At 67.2% G+C, this 18,314-nt stretch carries 19 protein-coding genes and 1 riboswitch; of the genes, 11 read left to right on the top strand and 8 right to left on the bottom strand.

Annotated elements, in window-relative coordinates; all coding sequences use genetic code 11:
* Window positions 1-8: 8 nt before the first annotated feature.
* The 3 genes from NXY83_RS13585 to thiE form a co-directional block, all read right to left on the bottom strand.
* Window positions 9-1,709 (bottom strand): DEAD/DEAH box helicase, encoded by a 1,701-nt coding sequence (locus NXY83_RS13585; RefSeq protein WP_258802735.1) that lies wholly within the window; start codon window positions 1,707-1,709, stop codon window positions 9-11.
* A 300-nt stretch (window positions 1,710-2,009) separates the two neighbouring features.
* The gene (locus NXY83_RS13580) at window positions 2,010-3,506 is read right to left on the bottom strand and encodes an RNB domain-containing ribonuclease (RefSeq protein WP_258802734.1); all 1,497 of its coding nucleotides are present in this window, start codon (window positions 3,504-3,506) and stop codon (window positions 2,010-2,012) included.
* 79 nt (window positions 3,507-3,585) lie between these two features.
* On the bottom strand, window positions 3,586-4,314 hold the full coding sequence (gene thiE, locus NXY83_RS13575) for a thiamine phosphate synthase (protein ID WP_258802733.1): 729 nt from the start codon (window positions 4,312-4,314) through the stop codon (window positions 3,586-3,588).
* A gap of 27 nt (window positions 4,315-4,341) precedes the next feature.
* Window positions 4,342-4,460: riboswitch (TPP riboswitch) on the top strand.
* On the opposite strand from thiE, the gene thiO reads away from it, so the two are divergent.
* The 4 genes from thiO (at window position 4,453) to NXY83_RS13555 (ending at window position 7,225) form a co-directional block, all read left to right on the top strand.
* Window positions 4,453-5,790, top strand: coding sequence for a glycine oxidase ThiO (gene thiO / locus NXY83_RS13570; protein ID WP_258802732.1), 1,338 nt, complete (start codon window positions 4,453-4,455; stop codon window positions 5,788-5,790). (Overlaps the previous riboswitch by 8 nt.)
* Window positions 5,787-6,023 carry a sulfur carrier protein ThiS gene (gene thiS, locus NXY83_RS13565; protein WP_258802731.1) on the top strand — a complete coding sequence of 79 codons (237 nt, stop codon included), beginning with the start codon at window positions 5,787-5,789 and terminating at the stop codon, window positions 6,021-6,023. The genes thiO and thiS overlap by 4 nt, the downstream gene beginning before the upstream one ends.
* A gap of 4 nt (window positions 6,024-6,027) precedes the next feature.
* Window positions 6,028-6,843 (top strand): thiazole synthase, encoded by an 816-nt coding sequence (locus NXY83_RS13560; RefSeq protein WP_309484079.1) that lies wholly within the window; start codon window positions 6,028-6,030, stop codon window positions 6,841-6,843.
* A 43-nt stretch (window positions 6,844-6,886) separates the two neighbouring features.
* Window positions 6,887-7,225 (top strand): 4a-hydroxytetrahydrobiopterin dehydratase, encoded by a 339-nt coding sequence (locus NXY83_RS13555; RefSeq protein ID WP_258802730.1) that lies wholly within the window; start codon window positions 6,887-6,889, stop codon window positions 7,223-7,225.
* Between the two features lie 65 nt (window positions 7,226-7,290).
* Here the strand turns inward: NXY83_RS13555 and NXY83_RS13550 are convergent, their stop codons facing one another.
* The 3 genes from NXY83_RS13550 to NXY83_RS13540 are packed head-to-tail and all read right to left on the bottom strand — an operon-like array spanning window position 7,291 to window position 8,570.
* Window positions 7,291-7,593 carry a hypothetical protein gene (locus NXY83_RS13550; protein WP_258802729.1) on the bottom strand — a complete coding sequence of 101 codons (303 nt, stop codon included), beginning with the start codon at window positions 7,591-7,593 and terminating at the stop codon, window positions 7,291-7,293.
* A 36-nt stretch (window positions 7,594-7,629) separates the two neighbouring features.
* Window positions 7,630-7,854, bottom strand: a complete 225-nt coding sequence (locus NXY83_RS13545; protein ID WP_258802728.1) for a DUF3107 domain-containing protein — start codon at window positions 7,852-7,854, stop codon at window positions 7,630-7,632.
* A gap of 50 nt (window positions 7,855-7,904) precedes the next feature.
* The gene (locus tag NXY83_RS13540) at window positions 7,905-8,570 is read right to left on the bottom strand and encodes a TetR/AcrR family transcriptional regulator (protein WP_258802727.1); all 666 of its coding nucleotides are present in this window, start codon (window positions 8,568-8,570) and stop codon (window positions 7,905-7,907) included.
* Window positions 8,571-8,654: 84 nt separating this feature from the next.
* Between NXY83_RS13540 and moeB the strand changes: the two genes are divergently transcribed.
* Window positions 8,655-9,854 carry a molybdopterin-synthase adenylyltransferase MoeB gene (gene moeB / locus NXY83_RS13535; protein ID WP_258802726.1) on the top strand — a complete coding sequence of 400 codons (1,200 nt, stop codon included), beginning with the start codon at window positions 8,655-8,657 and terminating at the stop codon, window positions 9,852-9,854.
* Window positions 9,855-10,090: 236 nt separating this feature from the next.
* Here moeB and NXY83_RS13530 read toward each other — a convergent pair whose 3' ends face one another.
* Window positions 10,091-11,410, bottom strand: a complete 1,320-nt coding sequence (locus NXY83_RS13530) for a glutamyl-tRNA reductase (protein ID WP_258802725.1) — start codon at window positions 11,408-11,410, stop codon at window positions 10,091-10,093.
* Window positions 11,411-11,567: 157 nt separating this feature from the next.
* On the opposite strand from NXY83_RS13530, the gene hemE reads away from it, so the two are divergent.
* Entirely contained in the window at window positions 11,568-12,662 is a 1,095-nt protein-coding gene (gene hemE, locus NXY83_RS13525; protein WP_258802724.1) for a uroporphyrinogen decarboxylase, read from the top strand.
* Window positions 12,663-12,665: 3 nt separating this feature from the next.
* Window positions 12,666-14,129 carry a protoporphyrinogen oxidase gene (gene hemG, locus NXY83_RS13520; RefSeq protein ID WP_258802723.1) on the top strand — a complete coding sequence of 488 codons (1,464 nt, stop codon included), beginning with the start codon at window positions 12,666-12,668 and terminating at the stop codon, window positions 14,127-14,129.
* A gap of 116 nt (window positions 14,130-14,245) precedes the next feature.
* Here hemG and NXY83_RS13515 read toward each other — a convergent pair whose 3' ends face one another.
* On the bottom strand, window positions 14,246-14,953 hold the full coding sequence (locus NXY83_RS13515; RefSeq protein ID WP_258802722.1) for a hypothetical protein: 708 nt from the start codon (window positions 14,951-14,953) through the stop codon (window positions 14,246-14,248).
* Between NXY83_RS13515 and NXY83_RS13510 the strand changes: the two genes are divergently transcribed.
* The 4 genes from NXY83_RS13510 (at window position 14,952) to hemC (ending at window position 18,314) form a co-directional block, all read left to right on the top strand.
* Complete coding sequence (locus tag NXY83_RS13510; RefSeq protein WP_258802721.1) at window positions 14,952-15,236, top strand: hypothetical protein; 285 nt, start codon at window positions 14,952-14,954, stop codon at window positions 15,234-15,236. The genes NXY83_RS13515 and NXY83_RS13510 overlap by 2 nt on opposite strands.
* Before the next feature lie 116 nt (window positions 15,237-15,352).
* Complete coding sequence (gene hemQ, locus NXY83_RS13505) at window positions 15,353-16,054, top strand: hydrogen peroxide-dependent heme synthase (protein WP_258802720.1); 702 nt, start codon at window positions 15,353-15,355, stop codon at window positions 16,052-16,054.
* The gene (locus NXY83_RS13500; protein ID WP_258802719.1) at window positions 16,051-17,319 is read left to right on the top strand and encodes a ferrochelatase; all 1,269 of its coding nucleotides are present in this window, start codon (window positions 16,051-16,053) and stop codon (window positions 17,317-17,319) included. Before hemQ ends, NXY83_RS13500 begins: the two co-directional genes overlap by 4 nt.
* Entirely contained in the window at window positions 17,316-18,314 is a 999-nt protein-coding gene (gene hemC, locus NXY83_RS13495; protein WP_258802718.1) for a hydroxymethylbilane synthase, read from the top strand. Before NXY83_RS13500 ends, hemC begins: the two co-directional genes overlap by 4 nt.

Below are 18,314 nucleotides of genomic sequence, written 5' to 3'. Positions count from 1 at the left end.
CGGGGCAGTTAGCCCTCGCTGCTGCCAGGCTGCGTGCCATTGTCGGCGCCCGCCACCACTTCGCCGTTGCGGCGGCGCGTGCGGGTGCGGGTGCGGCGCGCGCGTGAGGGCTGTTCACCCTCGGCTGCGGGGGCAGCAACGTCGTTCGCCGGTGCGGAGGCTGCGGCAGCGTCGGAAGAACGACGGCGGCGCTCCCCTGACGAGCGGCCCGCGGACTCGCCGCCGCGGCCACCTTCGCGGCCATTTTCACGTCCGCCGCTCTTGGCGGGACGCCCACGGCTGTCGCGGTCACGCCCGTCCCCGCTCCGGGGGGTGCGGCTGTTCTTCTTGCCGGTTTCACCCAGGTCCTCGAGGACCTCGGCGTCAACGCCGGCCAGCGTGCGCTTGTCACGCGGCAGGCGGCCTTTGGTGCCCTCGGGGATATCGAGGTCCGCGTAAAGGTGCGGGGAGGACGAATATGTCTCTACGGGCTCCGGCACACTGAGTCCCAGGGCCTTGTTGATCAGTCCCCAGCGCGGCATGTCATCCCAGTCCACGAAGGTCACGGCCGTGCCCTTGTTGCCGGCACGGCCGGTGCGGCCTACGCGGTGCAGGTAGATCTTTTCGTCTTCCACGCACTGGTAGTTGATGACGTGGGTGACGTCCTCGACGTCGATGCCGCGGGCGGCAACGTCCGTCGCCACAAGGACATCCACCTTGTTGTTGCGGAAGGCCCGCAGTGCCTGCTCGCGGGCGCCCTGGCCGAGGTCGCCGTGGATGGCGGCAGCCGCAAAGCCGCGGTCCACCAGTTCCTCGGCCACCTTCGCGGCGGTGCGCTTTGTCTTGGTGAAGATGATGGTGCGTCCCCGGCCCCTGGCCTGGAGGATGCGGGCCACTACTTCGATCTTGTCCATGCTGTGGGCGCGGTAGATCAGCTGGCGGATGTCCCGCTTGGTCAGGCCCTCGTCCTCGGGGTCAGCAGCGCGGATGTGCGTCGGCTGGGTCATGTACCGGCGCGCCATGGCGATAACGGGACCGGGCATGGTGGCCGAGAACAGAAGGGTCTGCCGGACGGCCGGGGTTCCGGCGATGAGGGTCTCCACGTCGGGCAGGAAGCCGAGGTCCAGCATCTCGTCGGCCTCGTCCAGCACCACGATCTTGACGTTCTTGAGGCTCAGGTGCTTCTGCTTATAGAGGTCGATCAGCCGGCCGGGGGTGCCAACCACAACCTCCACCCCCTGCTTCAGGGCTTCCACCTGCGGCTCGTAGGCGCGGCCGCCGTAGATGGTGGTGATGCGGGCATTGCGCTTGCGGGACGCGGTCTGCAGGTCATTTGCCACCTGCACGGCCAGTTCACGCGTGGGCACAATGACGAGGGCCTGCGGCGCGCCGGGGACGGCCAGCTTCGCGTAGCCGGGGTCGTCCTGTCCAACAACGCGTTGAAGCGCCGGGATGCCGAAGCCCAGGGTCTTGCCCGTGCCGGTCTTGGCCTGTCCGATGATGTCGTGTCCGGACAGGGCCACCGGAAGGGTCATGGCCTGGATTGGGAAGGGGTGGGTGATCCCGGCGTCGGCCAGCGATTCCACGATGTCCTCGCGGACGTTGTAGTCAGCGAAGGACTTTTCCACGATCTCGTGCGGCTTCTCGTCCGAGATGATCGTTTCTTCGGGCTCGATGGTCTCGGTGCCGGTGTCATCCGTCAGAAGCTGGTGGGTATGCAATTCACTCACAGGGAGTTTCCTTATTCATTTGGGCAATGGCGCTGCCTGCTCAACGGGCCGGCCGGGAAGGCTGATCCGGAGCACGCTCGGGCGCGCAAGCAATTCCAGTGGAAGCCGATCGCGGGCTATCTAAATGCTGGCACTGGTGACCAGCGGGCAAATCTCAAGATCGCGTAGGGGCGGGCTTGTTGGTTTCAAATCAAGGAAATCAACGACCGGGCATCCATATCTACTTCTCCAGTCTAGCCGTACGGGGCCCGATTACCGGTTTCGGGCCTGTCCCGCCCTGCGGTGCGCCGGCCGGACGGATTACTCCACCAGTTCGAAGTGGACCTCACGGGTGGCAATATCCGAGGAAACCAGGCGGACGCGGACCTTGGTGCCGGACGCCAGCTCACCGGCGCAGCGGGCGGTCACTGCGGGCTCGGCCACCTGGATGATTCCGGAGCCGCCGTTGCCGTTACCGTTCTTGCCGTTTCCATTTTTCCCGTTGCTGCCGTTGCCGTTGTCCTTTTGCGGCTTGGACCCGGAGATGACGATTGCCTCGAACTCCTGGCCGATGTGGTTCACCAGCAGCGCCGCCTCCACAGTGTCCAGCGCCATGCGCTCCATCCGCGACGCCAGCTGGTCCGACCCCGCCATGATCTCGGGCAGCGATGGAAGCGCCTCGCGCGCCCAGGCGGGTACATGGCCGCCGTTGCTCAGGGCCTCGCAGATTACCAGCACAAAGCGGTCCACCAGCCGGCGCAGCGGAGCGGTGGTGTGGGCGTAGGCGGCGCCGATGGCGGATTGCACTGCGTCTTCGGGGACCGTGCCGTCGAAGGCGGTGTAGGCGGCCCCGCGGAACAGCATTCCTGCGGAATGCATGATGGCAAGCTGGCGCGGATCTGTGGGGTCCAGTGTGCGCAGGTATTCGCCATAGCTGACTTCGCCGTCCCATGGCTTGCCCAGCACCTCTGTCTGCAGCCGGAAGTGGTTCAGGGAGCGTTCGTCGGGGGCGGGCATGGTGCGCAGGATTCCTACTTTGCCGGCCAGCATGAGCTGGGCGGCGGCCATGCCCGTCATGAGCGAGATTTGCGCGTTCCAGTCCTCCACGGGAAGCTGCGGGGCGGCGGCGATCCGGTAGCCGCCGTCGGGAAGCTGGATAATCTCCTGGTCCGGCATGTTGAGGCTGGCTCCGTCACGTGCGCGTTCCTGCTCCACGCGTTTGAGGCCCACCTCTTTGAGCAGTTGCAGGACGGGCGGCGCGTTGCCCGAATCCAGTTCGGCCTGCGCTCCCTTGTAGCTGAGCTTGGCGCGGCTGCGAATTCGCGCCCGCCTCACCGTCACGGCAGTGACTTCGGCGTCCCCATCCAGGCGGAAGTCCCAGACGAAGGCGGAACAGTCCTGCTCCGGCAGCAGGCTCCCGGCCCCCTCGCTGATGATTTCCGGATGCAGCGGGATCCTGCCGTCAGGGGCGTAGAACGTCTGCCCCCGGCGCCGGGTTTCGGCGTCCAGGGGCCCGCCGGGCGTCACAAAGGAGGGCACGTCTGCGATGGCGTACAGCACGTGGTAGCCGTCGCCGTCGCGTTCGATGAACAGGGCCTGGTCCAAATCGGTGGATGACGCCGGATCGATGGTGATGAACCCGACATCGGTCAGGTCATAGGCCGGCAGCTGCAGGGAGGCCACAGCTGCTTCCGCGTCCTGGACCGCTTTTGCCGGATACGGGCCAGGCAGTTCCAGCTCGGTCCGCAGCGCGCTCAGGGCTTCCTCGAGGGCGTTGTTGTGCTCGTGGATGTTGGGAGCCAGCCGATGATGTGACACGAAAATCAGCCTAGCCCGAAGAACACGGGTTATGCATGGAATCTATGTCCCTGCGGCTGCTCCGTGTTGTAGATGTGACTTAGGAGGTAGTCCCGTCCAAAGCGGCGAGGAGGGCTGCCGCGGCGGCAGCGGGGTCGTCGGCTTCCGTGATGGCGCGCACCACCACGATCCTGCCTGCCCCGGCCTCCACCACCTGGTCCACGTTGGAGTGGTCGATGCCGCCGATCGCGAACCAGGGCACCTGGCTCCCGGCCCCGGCTGCCGCAACGTACTTGACCAGGTCCAGTCCGACGGCGGCCCTGCCGGGTTTGGTCGGGGTTGCCCAGACCGGCCCCACACAGAAATAGTCCAGCCCGGCCGGACCTTCCGCGGCAGCGAGGGCAGCGTCCACCTGCCCGGGGGCATGGCTGGAAAGCCCGATGGCAGCGTTGCCGTTCAGCAGCGTGCGGGCCGCGGCCAGGGGGAGGTCCTTCTGGCCAACATGGAAAACCGGTGCACCGGACAGCACGGCGATATCAGCGCGGTCATTTACGGCCCACAGCCTGCCGTGGCGTTTTGCGGCTTCCTTCAGGACCGCCAGCAGCTCCAGCTCCTCGGCCGCCTCGATGGTCTTGTCGCGCAGCTGGATGATGTCCACGCCTCCGGCGAACGCCGCATCCACGAACTCCGCGAAGTCCCCGCGGTCCCTGCGTGCATCAGTGCAGAGGTAGAGGCGGGCAGCCTTCAAACCGGAGGTGCCTTCAGCATTCGTAAAGGCATCGGTACCGGGAACTGCAGCAGCGGGAACAGGGGAGTGGGACACATTCATGGCTGCAAGCCTAGTTCCTCTACACTGGCCTCGTACTGCGGGAGCCCGCGGCAGCTGTCATAAAGCGCCGGGCTGAGAGGGCGTCAGAGCCGACCGCTTGACCTGATCCGGTTAATGCCGGCGTAGGGAAGGAGACACATGGGCAGCCAAGACCCTGCCCCTCCCGGGGCTCAGAACGGCACCATCCGTGCCGACGTCGCGGTGATTGGCGGGGGAGTCATCGGGCACGCCATCGCCTGGGAGGCGAGCCGTTCCGGGCGCTCCGTAGTGCTGATCGACGAAGCCCCCGGCTCCGGTGCCAGCTGGGCCGCCGCCGGGATGCTTGCCCCCGTGAGCGAGCTGCACTACCAGGAGGAGGATCTCCTGGAACTTATGCTTGCATCCTCCACCCGCTGGCCCGGCTTTGCCGCCGACCTGGCCGCCGCTTCCGGTGAAAGTTCCGGATACCTTGCGACGCCGACCCTCGCCGTGGGTGCCGACGCCGCCGACCGCCGGGCACTGATGGACCTGCGCGGGGTGCAGCAGGCCAACGGCCTGACCGTGGAGCCGCTGACTGTCCGGGAGGCCCGCCGTCGGGAACCCCTGCTGAGCCCTGCCATTGCCTGCGCACTCGACACTCCCGCCGACCATAAGGTGGATCCCCGGCTCCTGGTGTCCTGCCTGCGGCGCGCCCTGGCCTCGCATAACTCCGAAAGCAATGACAACGGACCGGCCGTGGCAGGCGCTGAGGACGGTTATGCAGTCCGGGACAGGGCTGTCGGGCTTGTGTGGGCCGACGGAGCCGTTGCGGGTGCCCGACTTGCCGGCGGCGGCAGCGTCCTTGCCGGGGAAACAGTGGTGGCCAACGGCCTGGACGCTGCAGCCCTGGCCGGCCTGCCCGAAGGGCTGCACCTGCCGCTGCGGCCGGTCCACGGCGATATCCTGCGCCTGGCGGTGCCGCGGCAGCTCCAGCCCCTGGTGACGTCTACCGTCCGTGGCCTGGTCCACGGCGTTCCGGTATATATCGTCCCGCGGGAGGACGGGACGGTGGTGATCGGGGCCACCCAGCGGGAGGATGCGCTGGCTGGAAGGACCAACCCGTCGTCGACAGGCGCCCGGTCCGATGCCGGCGCAGTATCCGCAGGCGGCGTTTATCAGCTCCTCCGGGATGCCCAGGTCCTGGTGCCTGCCGTCGCGGAACTTGAGCTGCTTGAATGCACGGCGAGGGCACGGCCCGGAACCCCGGACAATGCCCCGCTGCTCGGGCGGGTGCCGACGGCCGGCGGACCCGCAGCCGAAGGGCACGGGCACGTACCGGGCCTCATCATTGCCACCGGATTCTTCCGGCACGGCGTCCTCCTGGCACCCGCAGCGGCCGCCATCTGCCGGGACCTGATGGACGGCACGGCGGATGTCCGCTGGAAACCGTTCGACCCGGCCAGGTTTTCGGGACGGGAACCAGCCGCCACCAGCTTCAACATCAAGGAGACAGCATGAACATCACCCTGAACGGAACTCAACATACGGTGGCTGACGGGGCCTCCATCACCATGCTCGTCAGCCAGGTTACCGGCCGCCTGCTCGCCGCTGACGGCCAGGCCACGGATGGCGGAAAACTCGGCGTGGCAGTGGCGCACAATGCGCAGGTGGTGCCCCGCAGCCAGTGGTCCGCAACAGCGCTCGCCGACGGCGACGACGTCGAGCTTGTCACGGCAGTACAGGGAGGCTGACACCATGACCGAAACCATCACCAACGCTTCCGCAGGCACGTCCGGCCTGGACGATACCCTGGTCATCGACGGCGTGCCCCTGGCATCCCGGCTCATCATGGGCACCGGCGGTGCCCCCAGCCTTGACGGCCTGGGCGCGGCGCTCCTGGCGTCGGGCACCTCTCTCACCACAGTGGCCATGCGGCGCTATTCGACGGCCGAGACCGGCTCGCTTTTCCAGTTGCTGGTGGACCACGGCATCCGGGTGCTGCCCAATACTGCCGGGTGCTTTACGGCCCGGGATGCCGTCCTCACCGCGGAACTGGCCCGTGAAGCCCTGGAAACCGACTGGGTGAAACTTGAGGTTATCGCCGATGAGCACACCCTCCTGCCGGACGCCGTGGAGCTGGTGGATGCTACGGAGCAATTGGTCAACCGCGGCTTCAAGGTGTTCGCGTACACCAACGACGATCCCGTCCTTGCCCTGCGGCTGGAAAATCTGGGAGCCACCGCAGTGATGCCGCTCGGGTCCCCGATCGGCACCGGCCTTGGCATCCTCAACCCGCACAACATCGAGCTCATCGTGTCCCGCGCCTCCGTCCCGGTCGTCCTGGACGCCGGCATCGGCACGGCGTCGGACGCTGCCCTTGCGATGGAGCTTGGCTGCGACGCCGTGCTGCTGGCCACGGCTGTGACCCGGGCACAGAATCCGGCACTGATGGGGGAGGCCTTCAAACACGCCGTTATCGCCGGTAGGCTGGCGAAAGCGGCCGGTCGCATACCCCGCCGTGAACACGCGCTGGCGTCGTCGGCGATGGAGGGCCGGGCCGAGTTCCTGTAGGGCCCGCTTTCCGCCGGCCGGCGCCCTGATGCAAGGAGCAGCAGTGGCCGGTAAAGACGCCCTTTCCCCGGAACGCATCGACGAGGCCTTGGCCGGGCTCCCTGACTGGCGGTTTGGCAACGGCGGGTTGGTCACCGTCTTCAAGACGCCGACGGCGGCTGCCGCACTCGAGCTGATTGCCGCCGTCGGACGCCTGGCCGAGGAACAGAACCACCATCCGGACCTCGACTGGCGCTACAACCGGGTCTTCATCCGCTACACCTCCCACGACGCCGGGGGCCAGGTGACCGGGCGGGACGTGGCGGCAGCCGCGGGGGCAAGTGAAGCTGCGGCAGCGGCGGGCGCCATGGCGGAGCCGGCGAAATACGTGCCCGGGCAATAAACAGCAGTGGCCGCCACCCAACGGGGCGGCGGCCACTGACTCACAGCGCCCCGGTCTCCGGCCTCTCAGCGACGAAGGATTGCCGTAAGCCGCCGGGCGTCCTGCCGGGCGCGGCTGCGGCCCAGATAGAGAACAACGGCGACGGCGGCCGCGGCGCCCACAACGATGGGCAGGACCCAGGGAAGCCAGGTCAGCCCGGGAAGGTAGCCGAACCCGGCCGCCATCAGGATGATCCAGGTGAGGGCCCCCACAGCCACGGCGACGCCGGCGGGCAGGCCGGCACCGTACTTGGTGTGCCGCTTGTCATTCGCCCAGACAATGAAGCCCGCGGCGGCGGTGGCCAGCACAACGATGGTCAGGGACAGCATGGATCTCCTTGGAATACCGGGCAGTGCAGGCCTGTGCTAGAACTGCCCGAATCCTACGCGGCGGACCTCTTCGGCGCCGATCTCCACATATGCCAGGGCAGTACCGGGAACAATGATCAGGCGTCCCTTTTCATCCGTCAGGCGCAGCTCGCTGCCGCCATTGATGGCTTCGCCCACAACCTTGGCCACCGTCTCTGCGTCCTGCGTGGATTCGAGCACAATCTCGCGGCCAACATTCTGAACGCCGATCTTAATTTCCACAGGGGGCCTCCCAGCCAGTCAAAGTTCGTTGGTGATGTCTTATTTGTAGTCTAGGTCTCTTTGGGGAAGCGAGAGATTCCGCGCCAAGCTAAACGGTAGATGAGGTCGCTGGCCACATCGAGGTCAAGGTTACCGTCGGTTTCGAGCCAGTAGCGGGCGCTGACCTGCGCCATCCCGGCAAGTCCACGCCCCAGAAGCTCCGCCTCAAGGTGGGGGAGCTTGGTGTCGCCGGCAATGACGCGGGCAATCGCGTCGGCAAAGGTCCGGTTGAACGTCTCAAGGCGTGAGCTGACGTCCGGATCGTTGATGAGGTCGGATTCGAACACAAGCCGGTGGGCCTGGTCATCATTCGCAATGAAGCGGAAGTAGGCCCGCATGACGGCCTTCACGCGTTCCTTGTTGTCCGTGGTGGAATCCAGTGCCCCCAGCATCAGCTCGGTGAGGGACGCAAGGTGGCTTTCCAGCAGGGCCAGATAGAGCTCCCGTTTCGAGGGAAAGTGCTGGTACAGGACGGGCTTGCTGACGTGGGCGGTCTCGGCGATCTCGTCCATTGCGGCGCCGTGGTAGCCGTTGGCGACAAAGACTTCCTGCGCTGCGGAAAGGAGCTGGGCGCGCCGCTCATCGCGGGGAAGCCTGGCAGAACGTTGGCCTGCTGGACGGGGGGAAGATTGCGGTTCGGTGGCGGGCGGGCGGTCAGCCCGTGCTTCATGGACCACGGTTGTCCTTCTTTCCGTTGCAGTTACCTCCACTTTACTGCGGGGTAATATGACCCGGCGGTATCCCGGGGCATACATTGAAGTATGGCTTCGACTTTCACCGCAAATGTTTCACCTGTTTCACTGGATCCGTTGGTGGAACCGGCAGACGGGCTCACTCCGGACGAGGTGGAACGCTACTCGCGGCATCTCATCATTCCAGAAATCGGGTCCATGGGACAGCGGCGGCTCAAAAACGCCAAAGTGCTGGTAATTGGTGCAGGCGGGCTGGGGTCCCCCGCGCTGCTCTACCTTGCCGCCGCCGGCGTGGGAACCATCGGCATCATCGATGACGACGCCGTGGACCTCAGCAATCTGCAACGCCAGGTCATTCACGGGGTTGCGGACGTGGGCAGGCCCAAGATCGAGTCTGCACGGGATGCGATCACCGCGCTGAACCCGCTGGTGGATGTCCGGCTCCACAATATGCGCCTGGATGCGTCCAACGCCCTGGAGCTGTTCGCGGCCTACGACCTAATCCTTGACGGGGCGGACAACTTTGCCACCCGCTACCTGGTGAATGACGCCGCCGCCATTCTGGGCAAGCCGTACGTGTGGGGTTCCATCTTCCGGTTCGACGGCCAGGTCAGCGTTTTTTGGCAGAAGCATGGGCCCACCTACCGCGACCTCTACCCCGAGGCGCCGCCTGCGGGTTCTGTTCCCTCCTGCGGCGAGGGCGGCGTCTTCGGCATGCTGTGCGCAGCCGTAGGGTCACTCATGGTGACTGAGGCAGTAAAGCTGATCACCGGCGTCGGGCGGTCCCTGCTGGGCCGTGTGGCCCTCTTCGATGCCCTCGGCGGCAGCTGGCGGGAAATCCGGGTGTCCAAGGATCCGGCGGCGGAACCTGTCACTGAGCTGACGGACTACGAGGCATTCTGCGGCGTCACGCCTGCAGCCCAGGCCGACACCGAACACACCGTTACTGCCACGCAGCTGGCCACCATGCTGGCGTCGCGGAAGGCTGGGCTCAAGGACTTTGAGCTGGTGGATGTCCGGGAACCGGGCGAATATGACATCGTTCGGATCGACGGCGCCGTCCTGATCCCGCAGGGCCGGATTCTCGCGGGGGAGGCCTGGGCGGAGATCCCGCAGGACAGGGAGATCGTGTTCCACTGCAAGGCAGGGACGCGGTCGGCCAATGTCCTGGCGGCCGCGCAGAAGGCGGGCTACCAGCGCGTCAGCCATCTCGAAGGCGGCATTCTCTCCTGGGTGCGCGACGTGGAACCGCACAAGCCCGTCTACTGAGCGACTGCCCGCACCTGCAACGCTCTATCACCTCCCGCGCAAATTCAAAGGACGCTCTCTCACCTTCTGCCGCCACTTCGGCGACGCCCTCTCACCTTCTGCCGCCACTTCAGCGACGCTCTCTCACTTCCGTTTCACGACGTGAGAGAGGGTTGCCCGGAAGTGCGCGAAAGGTGAGAGAGGGTTGCCTGGAAGTGCGCGAAAGGTGAGAGAGGGTTGCCCTCCGGGGAGGCGGGTCAGGCGCTCTCGAGGCCCCTGTGCTCCACGGGGCATTCAGCCTGGGCGGCTGCGGCGGCTGCAGGCTGCTCCACCGTGATGCCGTAAAGGGCTTCCAGGGCCGCCACGTACTCATCCTGCTGGCCGTTGGCCGCCAGCTCGCGGGCGCGCACTGTGGGCACGTGCAGGAGCTGCTTGACCATGCGGCGGAGTGCGAATTCCACTTCCTCGGCAGCGGCGGTGCAGCCGTGCCGGGCCCGGACTTTTTCCATTTCTGCGTCCAGGACGTTCATCGTGTGCCGGCGGAGGGCAACAATGGCCGAATCCACGGAGCGGGCCTCACGCTCCTGCTCAAAAGCCTTGGCGGCTCCGTTGACAATGCCGCTTGCCTGCGTCAGTGACTCTGCCTGCTCCTGCGGTGCGGCGAGGCGCACCGACTCCAGGGTAAGGAGCTCCACGCCCTCGAGCTCGCCGACCGCGGGATCGAAATCGTGGGTCAGGGCCAGGTCAATGGCGATCAGCGGCTGCGGGGAATTGGCGCGGACCTGGGCCAGTTCATCAGCCTCCACCCGGGTGTCCGAACCGCTGCAGCCGATCATGACGTCCGCCGCAGCGACGGCGGGGTACAGCGATTCGGCGTCGAGGGCGGTGCCGCCCCGGGTTGCGACGAACCCTTCGGCCCGGCCGGAGGAAGAGAAAACCGAGACGTCCGTGCAGCCCCGTTCGCGCAGCAGCGCCATGGTGGCCCCGGCGTAGGCCCCGGTTCCGAAGACCACAACTTTCTTTGTGGACCAGTCAGGGTTCTCGGAGAGGTCAGTTGCCAGGTCCAGCGCCACCGACACAATGGACAGGCCGCGCGATCCGAGTGCTGTCTGGGCGCCGACGTCCTTGGCTGTTTTGGAGGCGGCCTGGAACAGCCGGACAAGGCCGGAACTGGCGGTGCCTTCGTGCTGGGCCGTGATCAATGCCCGCCTTACCTGCCCGGCGATTTCGCGCTCACCGACGACGGCGGAGTCCAGTCCGGCGCTCACGGCAAAGAGGTGCTGGCTTACTTCAGGGCCCGTGCGGGTGCTGAAGGATCTGGAGACGAGCGGTTCGCTGAGGCCGCTGACTTCACTGATCTGGGCGACAAGCGCCGCGCGGGCCGCCTCGACATCGTCCGGGTGGGGGGCCTCGCCGTAGATTTCGTAGCGGTTGCAGGTGGCAAGGACAACCGCACCCGTCACTGCCGGCGATCCGGAGAGAGCGGATGTGGCGATCCCCGAGGAACCGTTGCTCAACTGAGCAACGGTCTCAAGATCGATGTCGGCGTGTGTAGCCACCAATGAAAAAAGAACCACAGCAGACCAATCATAGCTTTTTCGTTCCGCGGTAGAACAACTCCCACCCCGCGCCGGGCGCCGGCGGGCTTGTGATTCTTGCCACGGCGGCCGGAAGGCGCCCCCTGATGACAGGCTGTCGTTATCTTTTAGCGTTGATTTTCGGCACAATCAAGGCATGACTCCTAGCCCTGCCGTCTCCGCTGCCGGCGCACTTGCCGCAGACCATCCGCTGCTGGACGGCCGCACCGCGGACTCTCCGCTCATCACGGCCTACCGGGGCGGCAAGCCGTCCCGGCGTCCCGTCTGGTTCATGCGGCAGGCAGGACGCTCGCTGCCGGAATACCTCAAGGTGCGCGAAGGCATCGCCATGCTGGATTCGTGCCTCCGGCCTGAACTCGCATCCGAAATTACCCTGCAGCCGGTCCGCCGCCACGATGTCGATGCGGGCATCTTTTTCTCCGACATCGTCATTCCGCTCAGGCTCGCCGGCGTGGGCGTGGATATCGTTCCCGGCGTGGGCCCGGTCCTGGACAAGCCTGTCCGCACTGCCGCGGATGTCGCAGCCCTGCCGCAGCTGACCTGGGAAGCCCTGGAACCAATCCGTGAAGCGGTACGGCTAACCGTGGCGGAACTCGGAAAGACCCCGCTGATCGGATTTGCCGGCGCGCCCTTCACCCTGGCGGCCTACATGGTTGAGGGCAAGCCCTCGCGTGACCACCTTGGGCCCCGCACCATGATGCACGCCGACCCGGAAACCTGGAACGCCCTGGCCAACTGGGCTGCCGACGCCTCGGGCATGTTCCTTCAGGCGCAGCTCGAAGCAGGTGCCTCCGCCGCGCAGTTGTTCGACTCGTGGGCCGGTTCGCTGGGGCTGGCCGATTACACCCGGTTTGTGGCTCCGGCGTCGTCCCGCGCCCTTGACCACGTCCGGCACCTCGGCGCGCCGCTGATCCACTTCGGCACCGGAACCTCCGAGCTCCTCGTGGCGATGCGCGATGTGGGCGTCGACGTTGTGGGCGTGGACTACCGGCTGCCGCTCGATGAAGCGAACCGGCGGCTGGGTGGCGCCGTTCCGTTGCAGGGCAATATCGATCCCGCCCTGCTTTCGGCGCCCTGGGAAGTTCTTGAAGCGCACGTCCGCGAGGTTATCGCCGCCGGATCTGCCGCGCCCGGGCACGTCCTCAACCTGGGGCATGGAGTGCCGCCCGAGACGGACCCCACGGTCCTGACCCGGGTAGTTGAGCTCATCCACTCCATCTCCCCGGAGTAACCGGTGGGCAGTTCTCCACTGGAGCACGGCGCCGCGCTGGTGCTGGGCGGGGGGATCTCCGGACTGCTCTCTGCACGGGAGCTGGCCGCCGCAGGGCATCACGTCACAGTCCTGGAGGCCGGCAGCGAGTGGGGCGGTTGCGTGGGCAGCCATGCAGTGGCCGGGCTGACCCTGGACAGCGGCGCCGAATCCTTTGCCACCCGGTCCGACGCCGTCTCCGGCCTGGCAGCCGAACTTGGACTGGCTGCCAAAATTGTGAGTCCCCGGCCCGGCGGTGCGTGGGTGCAACTCCCGGAAGGCCCGCGGGAACTTCCCAAAACCGGGGTATTGGGGATTCCGGCCAGCCCCTGGGATCCTGAGGTCCGGCGCTCACTCGGCCTCCTGGGCTCCCTGCGTGCGTCCCTGGACCGGTTCCTGCCCGCTTCGGTGGGTACGGCAGCAGACGTCATCAGCGTCTCCGGGCTCGTGAGGGCCCGGATGGGCAGCCGCGTCCTGGAACGACTCGTCGCGCCTGTGGTGGGGGGAGTCCACTCGGCCGATCCAGGGCTGCTGGATGTCGACATGGTGGCTCCCGGGCTCCGTGACCGGATCCGGCAGCACGGCTCGCTGGCCGCCGCCGTCTCTGCCCAGCGCCGCGGTGCCGGCAATCCTGCGCCCGTCGCTGGCGGGCCTTCACCCGCCTCCGGCCAAACCGCCAAAGCGGGATCCTCCGTCGCAGGACTGGAAGGCGGCATGCACACGCTGGTGGACGCGCTGGTTGAGGACCTCCGCAGCCGGGCGGTCACGCTCCTGCCGGGGACGCCCGCATTGTCCGTTGCCCGCACTGCCGAAGGGTGGCGGGTCAAGTCCGTCAATGGAACTTTCGACGCCGGGTTGCTGGTGGTGGCGGTGGACGGCCCCACCGCCGTCGAACTGCTGGAAGGGCCAGTACCTGCGATTGCCGGGAAGAAGCCCGCTTCAGGGCCTGACGTGAAGCTGGTCACCCTGGTGCTGGACAACCCGGGCCTGGACAGCCGCCCCCGCGGAACAGGCGTCCTGGTGGCGCCGCAAACCCCCGGCATAGAAGCCAAGGCGCTGACGCACGCCACCGCAAAGTGGGACTGGCTGGCTGCTGCCGCAGGCCCTGGCAGGCATGTCCTCCGGCTCTCCTACGGCAGGGTGGACGGCGCCGGGGAGCAACCCGGAGGGCCGGGTACGGATGACGATCTCCTGGCCGCCTCGCTGCGGGATGCAGTTGTACTGCTGGGCATCGGCATCAGCAGGGAAAGCGTGGTGGACTGGGACGTGGTCCGCTGGCCCGGCTCGCTGCCGTTTGCCGCCGTCGGCCATCGCGCCAGGGTCTCTGCAATCCGGGAGTCCTGCGCCGCGGCCGGAGGCCTGGCCGTCGTGGGCGGCTGGGTGGCCGGCAACGGACTGGCAGCCGTGGTGTCCGACACGCGGCAGCAAATTCGGAACCTGACCGGCTGAACGTCGTCGCTGGTCAGCGGGACGGAAGGGCCGTGACCGTCGCTCAGGGGCGGGTGTTTCCGGTTCGGCCGGTTTTCAGTTGCCCCTGTCAACTGGTTAGTGTCGATAACTATGTTTCAACACAGGTCCGAGCTTTCAATGTCCCGGACCGGTATCCATGGGGGAATCCGACGCGGCTCAGCAGCTGCGGCAATCGGAGTGGTACTGGTTCTAGCCACGGGCGCCCCGGCGTCCCAAGCCACCGAGGGAGCGCCCCGTCCGGGCGACCCGGCGGCGCCGGCGACCCAACAGGCCCTTCCAGCGGAGGCCTCACTGCGCGGCAAGTCGGAGGCCGCCCGGCAGGATGCTCCCGGCCAGGACGGTGGCGGGAAGAAAGCCAAGGGCAAGGAGGCCGCCGGCAGCAGGAGCGGCAAACAGGCTGATTCCAGGCAGCCGGCCAGTCCCAGCCCGTCTGCAACGGCCTCCGTTTCCGCAACTGCAGTTCCGCCGGCACTCCTTCCGGCAATAACCGCGACCGTTACCCCTACCGCCACGGCGGTACCTGCACCCAGTGCGGCGCCGCCCGCCGCTTCGACTGCAAGCGCGCCGGCTGCCGGCACTCCGGCCGCCAATACCGCGGCTGCCAGCGCCCCCGCAGCCGCCCTCCCGGCAAAACCCGCCCCGGCGCCGACGGGAACCGCGCCGTCCTCGTCCTCGTCCGTTCCGGCCCGTGCTTCAGCGCCGGCAGCTGCAGCCACAGGAGCTTCGGCCGGGCCGGAAACTCCCGCCGCCCCAGCCGGCACAGCGGAAGCAAATCCGGATGAACCCGGATCCGCTGGGGCCATGGATTCTCCGGCCGAAGCGAAAGACCAGGCACGGTCCGCCGTGGCGGCAGGGGAGGCCCCTCCCGCCGCGGCAGCAGAGGGCAAGGCCTCCGGTGCACCGCTGTACTCCACACCGCAGGCACGCGTGGGATGGACGCCGTACGCACCGGGCGCCAGTGTCCGCAGCAGTGCCGTACTGAGCCCGCAGCCGGATCTGGGAAGCGCCTTGGTGTGGCTCGGGTCAGGACTGGTTGGCGTGGCAGGTGCCGCCGGCGTGGTCTGGTTCCGGCTGCGCAACCCGTAGGCCGGACGCCTTAGCTGCGAGGGAACAGCCGGTCCCAGTGTGACATTGCGCACTTCTACGAGTTGTAGAACTTGTTGGTTTCGACTTGACGGGTACTAAAGGGCAAACTTGTAACCATGAGCCACACTTCTGCCGAATCTGTCACTAAAACCGAAGAATCAGCCGAGCAGTTCTTTACCCTTTGGACGGTCTTCAAGCGGTCCGAGGCAGTGGTCCGCAGCGCGGATGCCGCCGCTGACTTCGAGGCACTGCTGGAACGGCTTGCCGAGGCAGGCGTGACGCACCGCGGCAGCTATGACGTCTCGGCCATGCGCGCCGACGCGGACATCATGGTGTGGCTCCACGGCCCCAAGCCGGAAGCCCTGCAGCAGGCCATCCGTGACATTCGCCGCAGCACCCTCTTCGCCGGAACGGAAATCGTCTGGTCGGCCATGGGTGTCCACCGCGAGGCCGAGTTCGCGAAGAACCACACGCCCGCCTACTCCCGCGGCGTCGCCCCGGCGGAATGGCTGTGCGTCTACCCGTTCGTCCGCTCCTACGAGTGGTACATCCTGCCCGAGAACGAGCGTGGAAAGATGCTCCGCGACCACGGCCTGCTGGGCCGCGACTTCCCGCAGGTCATCTCCAACACCGTCTCCGCTTTCGCCCTGGGTGACTGGGAATGGATCCTCGGCCTGGAGGCTCCCGAGCTCGTTGACCTGGTGGACCTTATGCGCCACCTGCGGGCCACCGAGGCGCGCAACCACGTCCGCGAGGAAATCCCGTTCTACACCGGACGCCGCATCTCCGCCGACGAGGTAGCCGAGGTCCTCGCATGAGCCCCCTCGGCCCCCACGGAGGCACTGCCGTCAATCCCGTCACCGAAGTCGGCCGCATGGCTCCCAAGAATTACGACGCCGTCCTCCTTGCCTCCTTCGGCGGCCCGGAAGGCCAGGAAGACGTCATCCCGTTCCTCCGGAACGTGACCCGCGGCCGCGGCATCCCGGACGAGCGGCTCGAGGAAGTCTCCCACCACTACCGTGCAAACGGCGGCATCAGCCCCATCAACCAGCAGAACCGCGAGCTCAAGTCAGCACTTGAAGCCGAGCTGGCCGCGCGGGGAATCGATCTTCCGGTGCTCTGGGGCAACCGCAACTGGGCACCGTACATCCCGCAGACCCTGCAGGACGCGTACGACGCCGGCCACCGCCGCCTGCTCATGATCACCACCAGTGCCTACTCGTGTTACTCCAGCTGCCGCCAGTACCGCGAGGACATCGGCATGGCGCTGAGCGAAACCGGCCTGGACGGCCGCCTTGAGGTGGACAAGGTGCGCCAGTACTTCGACCACCCCGGATTTGTGGAGCCCTTCGTGGAAGGCACAGCGGCGGGCATCGCCGAGGTGCGTGCGAAGCTGGCCGAAGCCGGCACCCCGGATGCTCCCATCCAAATCCTCTTCGCCACCCACTCCATTCCCACCCGGGATGCCGAAGCCGCGGGCAGGTCCGAAGGCGAACCGCGCGGGTTCGAGGAAGGCTCGGCCTACGTCGCCCAGCACCTCGCCACGGCCGCGGCCGTCATCCAGCGGGTCGAAGAGGAATCCGGCCTCACCGCGCCATGGTCCCTCGTGTACCAGTCACGCTCCGGCGCCCCGCACGTGCCGTGGCTTGAGCCTGACATTAACGACGCCATCGAGGAGCTTGGCAGCCAGGGCATCAAGGGCATTGTCATCGTGCCCCTGGGCTTCGTCAGCGACCACATGGAAGTTGTCTGGGACCTGGACACCGAGGCCCTGGAGACCTGCGCCAACCTGGGACTGGCCGCCACCCGTGTCCCCACGCCCGGAACGCACCGCAAGTTCGTCAACGGCATGGTGGACCTGATTTCCGAACGCACCGTGGCCAACAACATCAGCGACCGGCCGGCGGTGACGGAACTGGGTCCGTGGTACGACGTGTGCCGGCCCGGGTGCTGCGCCAACTTCCGGGGCGAAAAGCCCACCATCGCCGGGGCTGACACCACCGTCGGCACCGGCCACGACCCCTATCCCGTGGGCGTGCCTTCCGGCCGGCCCGGCCCATCCCAGGGAGCAGCACAGCAGTGACCGTCCGGATCGGAACCCGCGCCAGCAAACTCGCGCTGACGCAGACGCAGCAGACCGCGGACCAGCTTGCCGCCGTCGGAGGTTTTTCCGTGGAGCTCGTCCACGTCAGGACCGACGGCGACGTGCTCACCGGATCGCTGTCGCAAATGGGCGGTACCGGCGTGTTCGTGGCCGCGCTGCGCGACGCACTCCTGAGGAACGAATGCGATGTCGCAGTCCATTCCCTCAAGGACCTGCCCACGGGTGCTGCAGTTGGGCTGAGCCTCGCGGCTACCCCGCGGCGGGTTGACGTCCGCGATGTCCTGTGTGCGCGGGACGGGTTGAAGCTCGCCGACCTTCCCGCCGGGGCGACCGTGGGCACGGGTTCGCCCCGCCGCGCCGCCCAGCTCCGCGCGGCCAGGCCCGACCTGCAAATCCTGGACATCCGCGGAAACGTGGACACGCGCCTGGGCCGGGTACCCGGGCTCCCCGGCAACACCACGGACCAGATGGTTCCGGGCAAGTCCTGCGACCTTGACGCTGTTGTCCTGGCAGCCGCCGGCCTGGAACGAATTAACAGGCTGGACGCGGTCAGCGAATTCCTGGAGACGGACATCATGCTGCCAGCGGCCGGGCAGGGTTCCCTGGCGATCGAATGCCGCACAGCAGATGCACCTCCGAGGCCCGGTTCAAGCGACGGATCGCGGAAAGTGCTGGCCCAGGCCCTGGCCGCACTCGATGATCGGGACACCCGGCTCGCCGTCACGGCCGAGCGGGCCCTGCTGGCCCGGCTCGAAGCCGGCTGTGCAGCTCCGGTGGGCGCCTATGCCTACCGGAAGGGCAGCATGCTTCACCTCGAGGCAGTGGTGTGTGCCGTGGACGGCACGGCGTCCGTCCGGGACAATCGCGCAACGGACGGCCTCACCGAAGTGGGTGCCACGCTCCTGGGCATCGAACTGGCCGAAATCCTCCTTGCCGCCGGGGCCGCCGACATCGCCGACCTCCAGGCCTCCTGA

Origin of the sequence: Pseudarthrobacter sp. NS4 (assembly GCF_024758005.1) — a bacterium.
GTDB lineage: Bacteria > Actinomycetota > Actinomycetes > Actinomycetales > Micrococcaceae > Arthrobacter.
The sequence above is the reverse complement of the archived record's forward strand: the minus strand, read 5'-3'. Positions and strand labels throughout refer to the sequence as shown.

What these genes read in the sequence shown, in the direction of transcription:
- thiS (WP_258802731.1), top strand. Translation starts at nt 5,787, where the DNA reads ATGAACATCACCCTGAACGGAACTCAACATACGGTGGCTGACGGGGCC.
- hemE (WP_258802724.1), top strand. Translation starts at nt 11,568, where the DNA reads ATGACTCCTAGCCCTGCCGTCTCCGCTGCCGGCGCACTTGCCGCAGAC.
- moeB (WP_258802726.1), top strand. Translation starts at nt 8,655, where the DNA reads ATGGCTTCGACTTTCACCGCAAATGTTTCACCTGTTTCACTGGATCCG.
- NXY83_RS13550 (WP_258802729.1), bottom strand. Translation starts at nt 7,593, where the DNA reads ATGCTGTCCCTGACCATCGTTGTGCTGGCCACCGCCGCCGCGGGCTTC.
- NXY83_RS13515 (WP_258802722.1), bottom strand. Translation starts at nt 14,953, where the DNA reads ATGGCCCCAGCGGATCCGGGTTCATCCGGATTTGCTTCCGCTGTGCCG.
- hemQ (WP_258802720.1), top strand. Translation starts at nt 15,353, where the DNA reads ATGAGCCACACTTCTGCCGAATCTGTCACTAAAACCGAAGAATCAGCC.
- NXY83_RS13510 (WP_258802721.1), top strand. Translation starts at nt 14,952, where the DNA reads ATGGATTCTCCGGCCGAAGCGAAAGACCAGGCACGGTCCGCCGTGGCG.
- thiO (WP_258802732.1), top strand. Translation starts at nt 4,453, where the DNA reads ATGGGCAGCCAAGACCCTGCCCCTCCCGGGGCTCAGAACGGCACCATC.
- NXY83_RS13500 (WP_258802719.1), top strand. Translation starts at nt 16,051, where the DNA reads ATGAGCCCCCTCGGCCCCCACGGAGGCACTGCCGTCAATCCCGTCACC.
- thiE (WP_258802733.1), bottom strand. Translation starts at nt 4,314, where the DNA reads ATGAATGTGTCCCACTCCCCTGTTCCCGCTGCTGCAGTTCCCGGTACC.
- NXY83_RS13560 (WP_309484079.1), top strand. Translation starts at nt 6,028, where the DNA reads ATGACCGAAACCATCACCAACGCTTCCGCAGGCACGTCCGGCCTGGAC.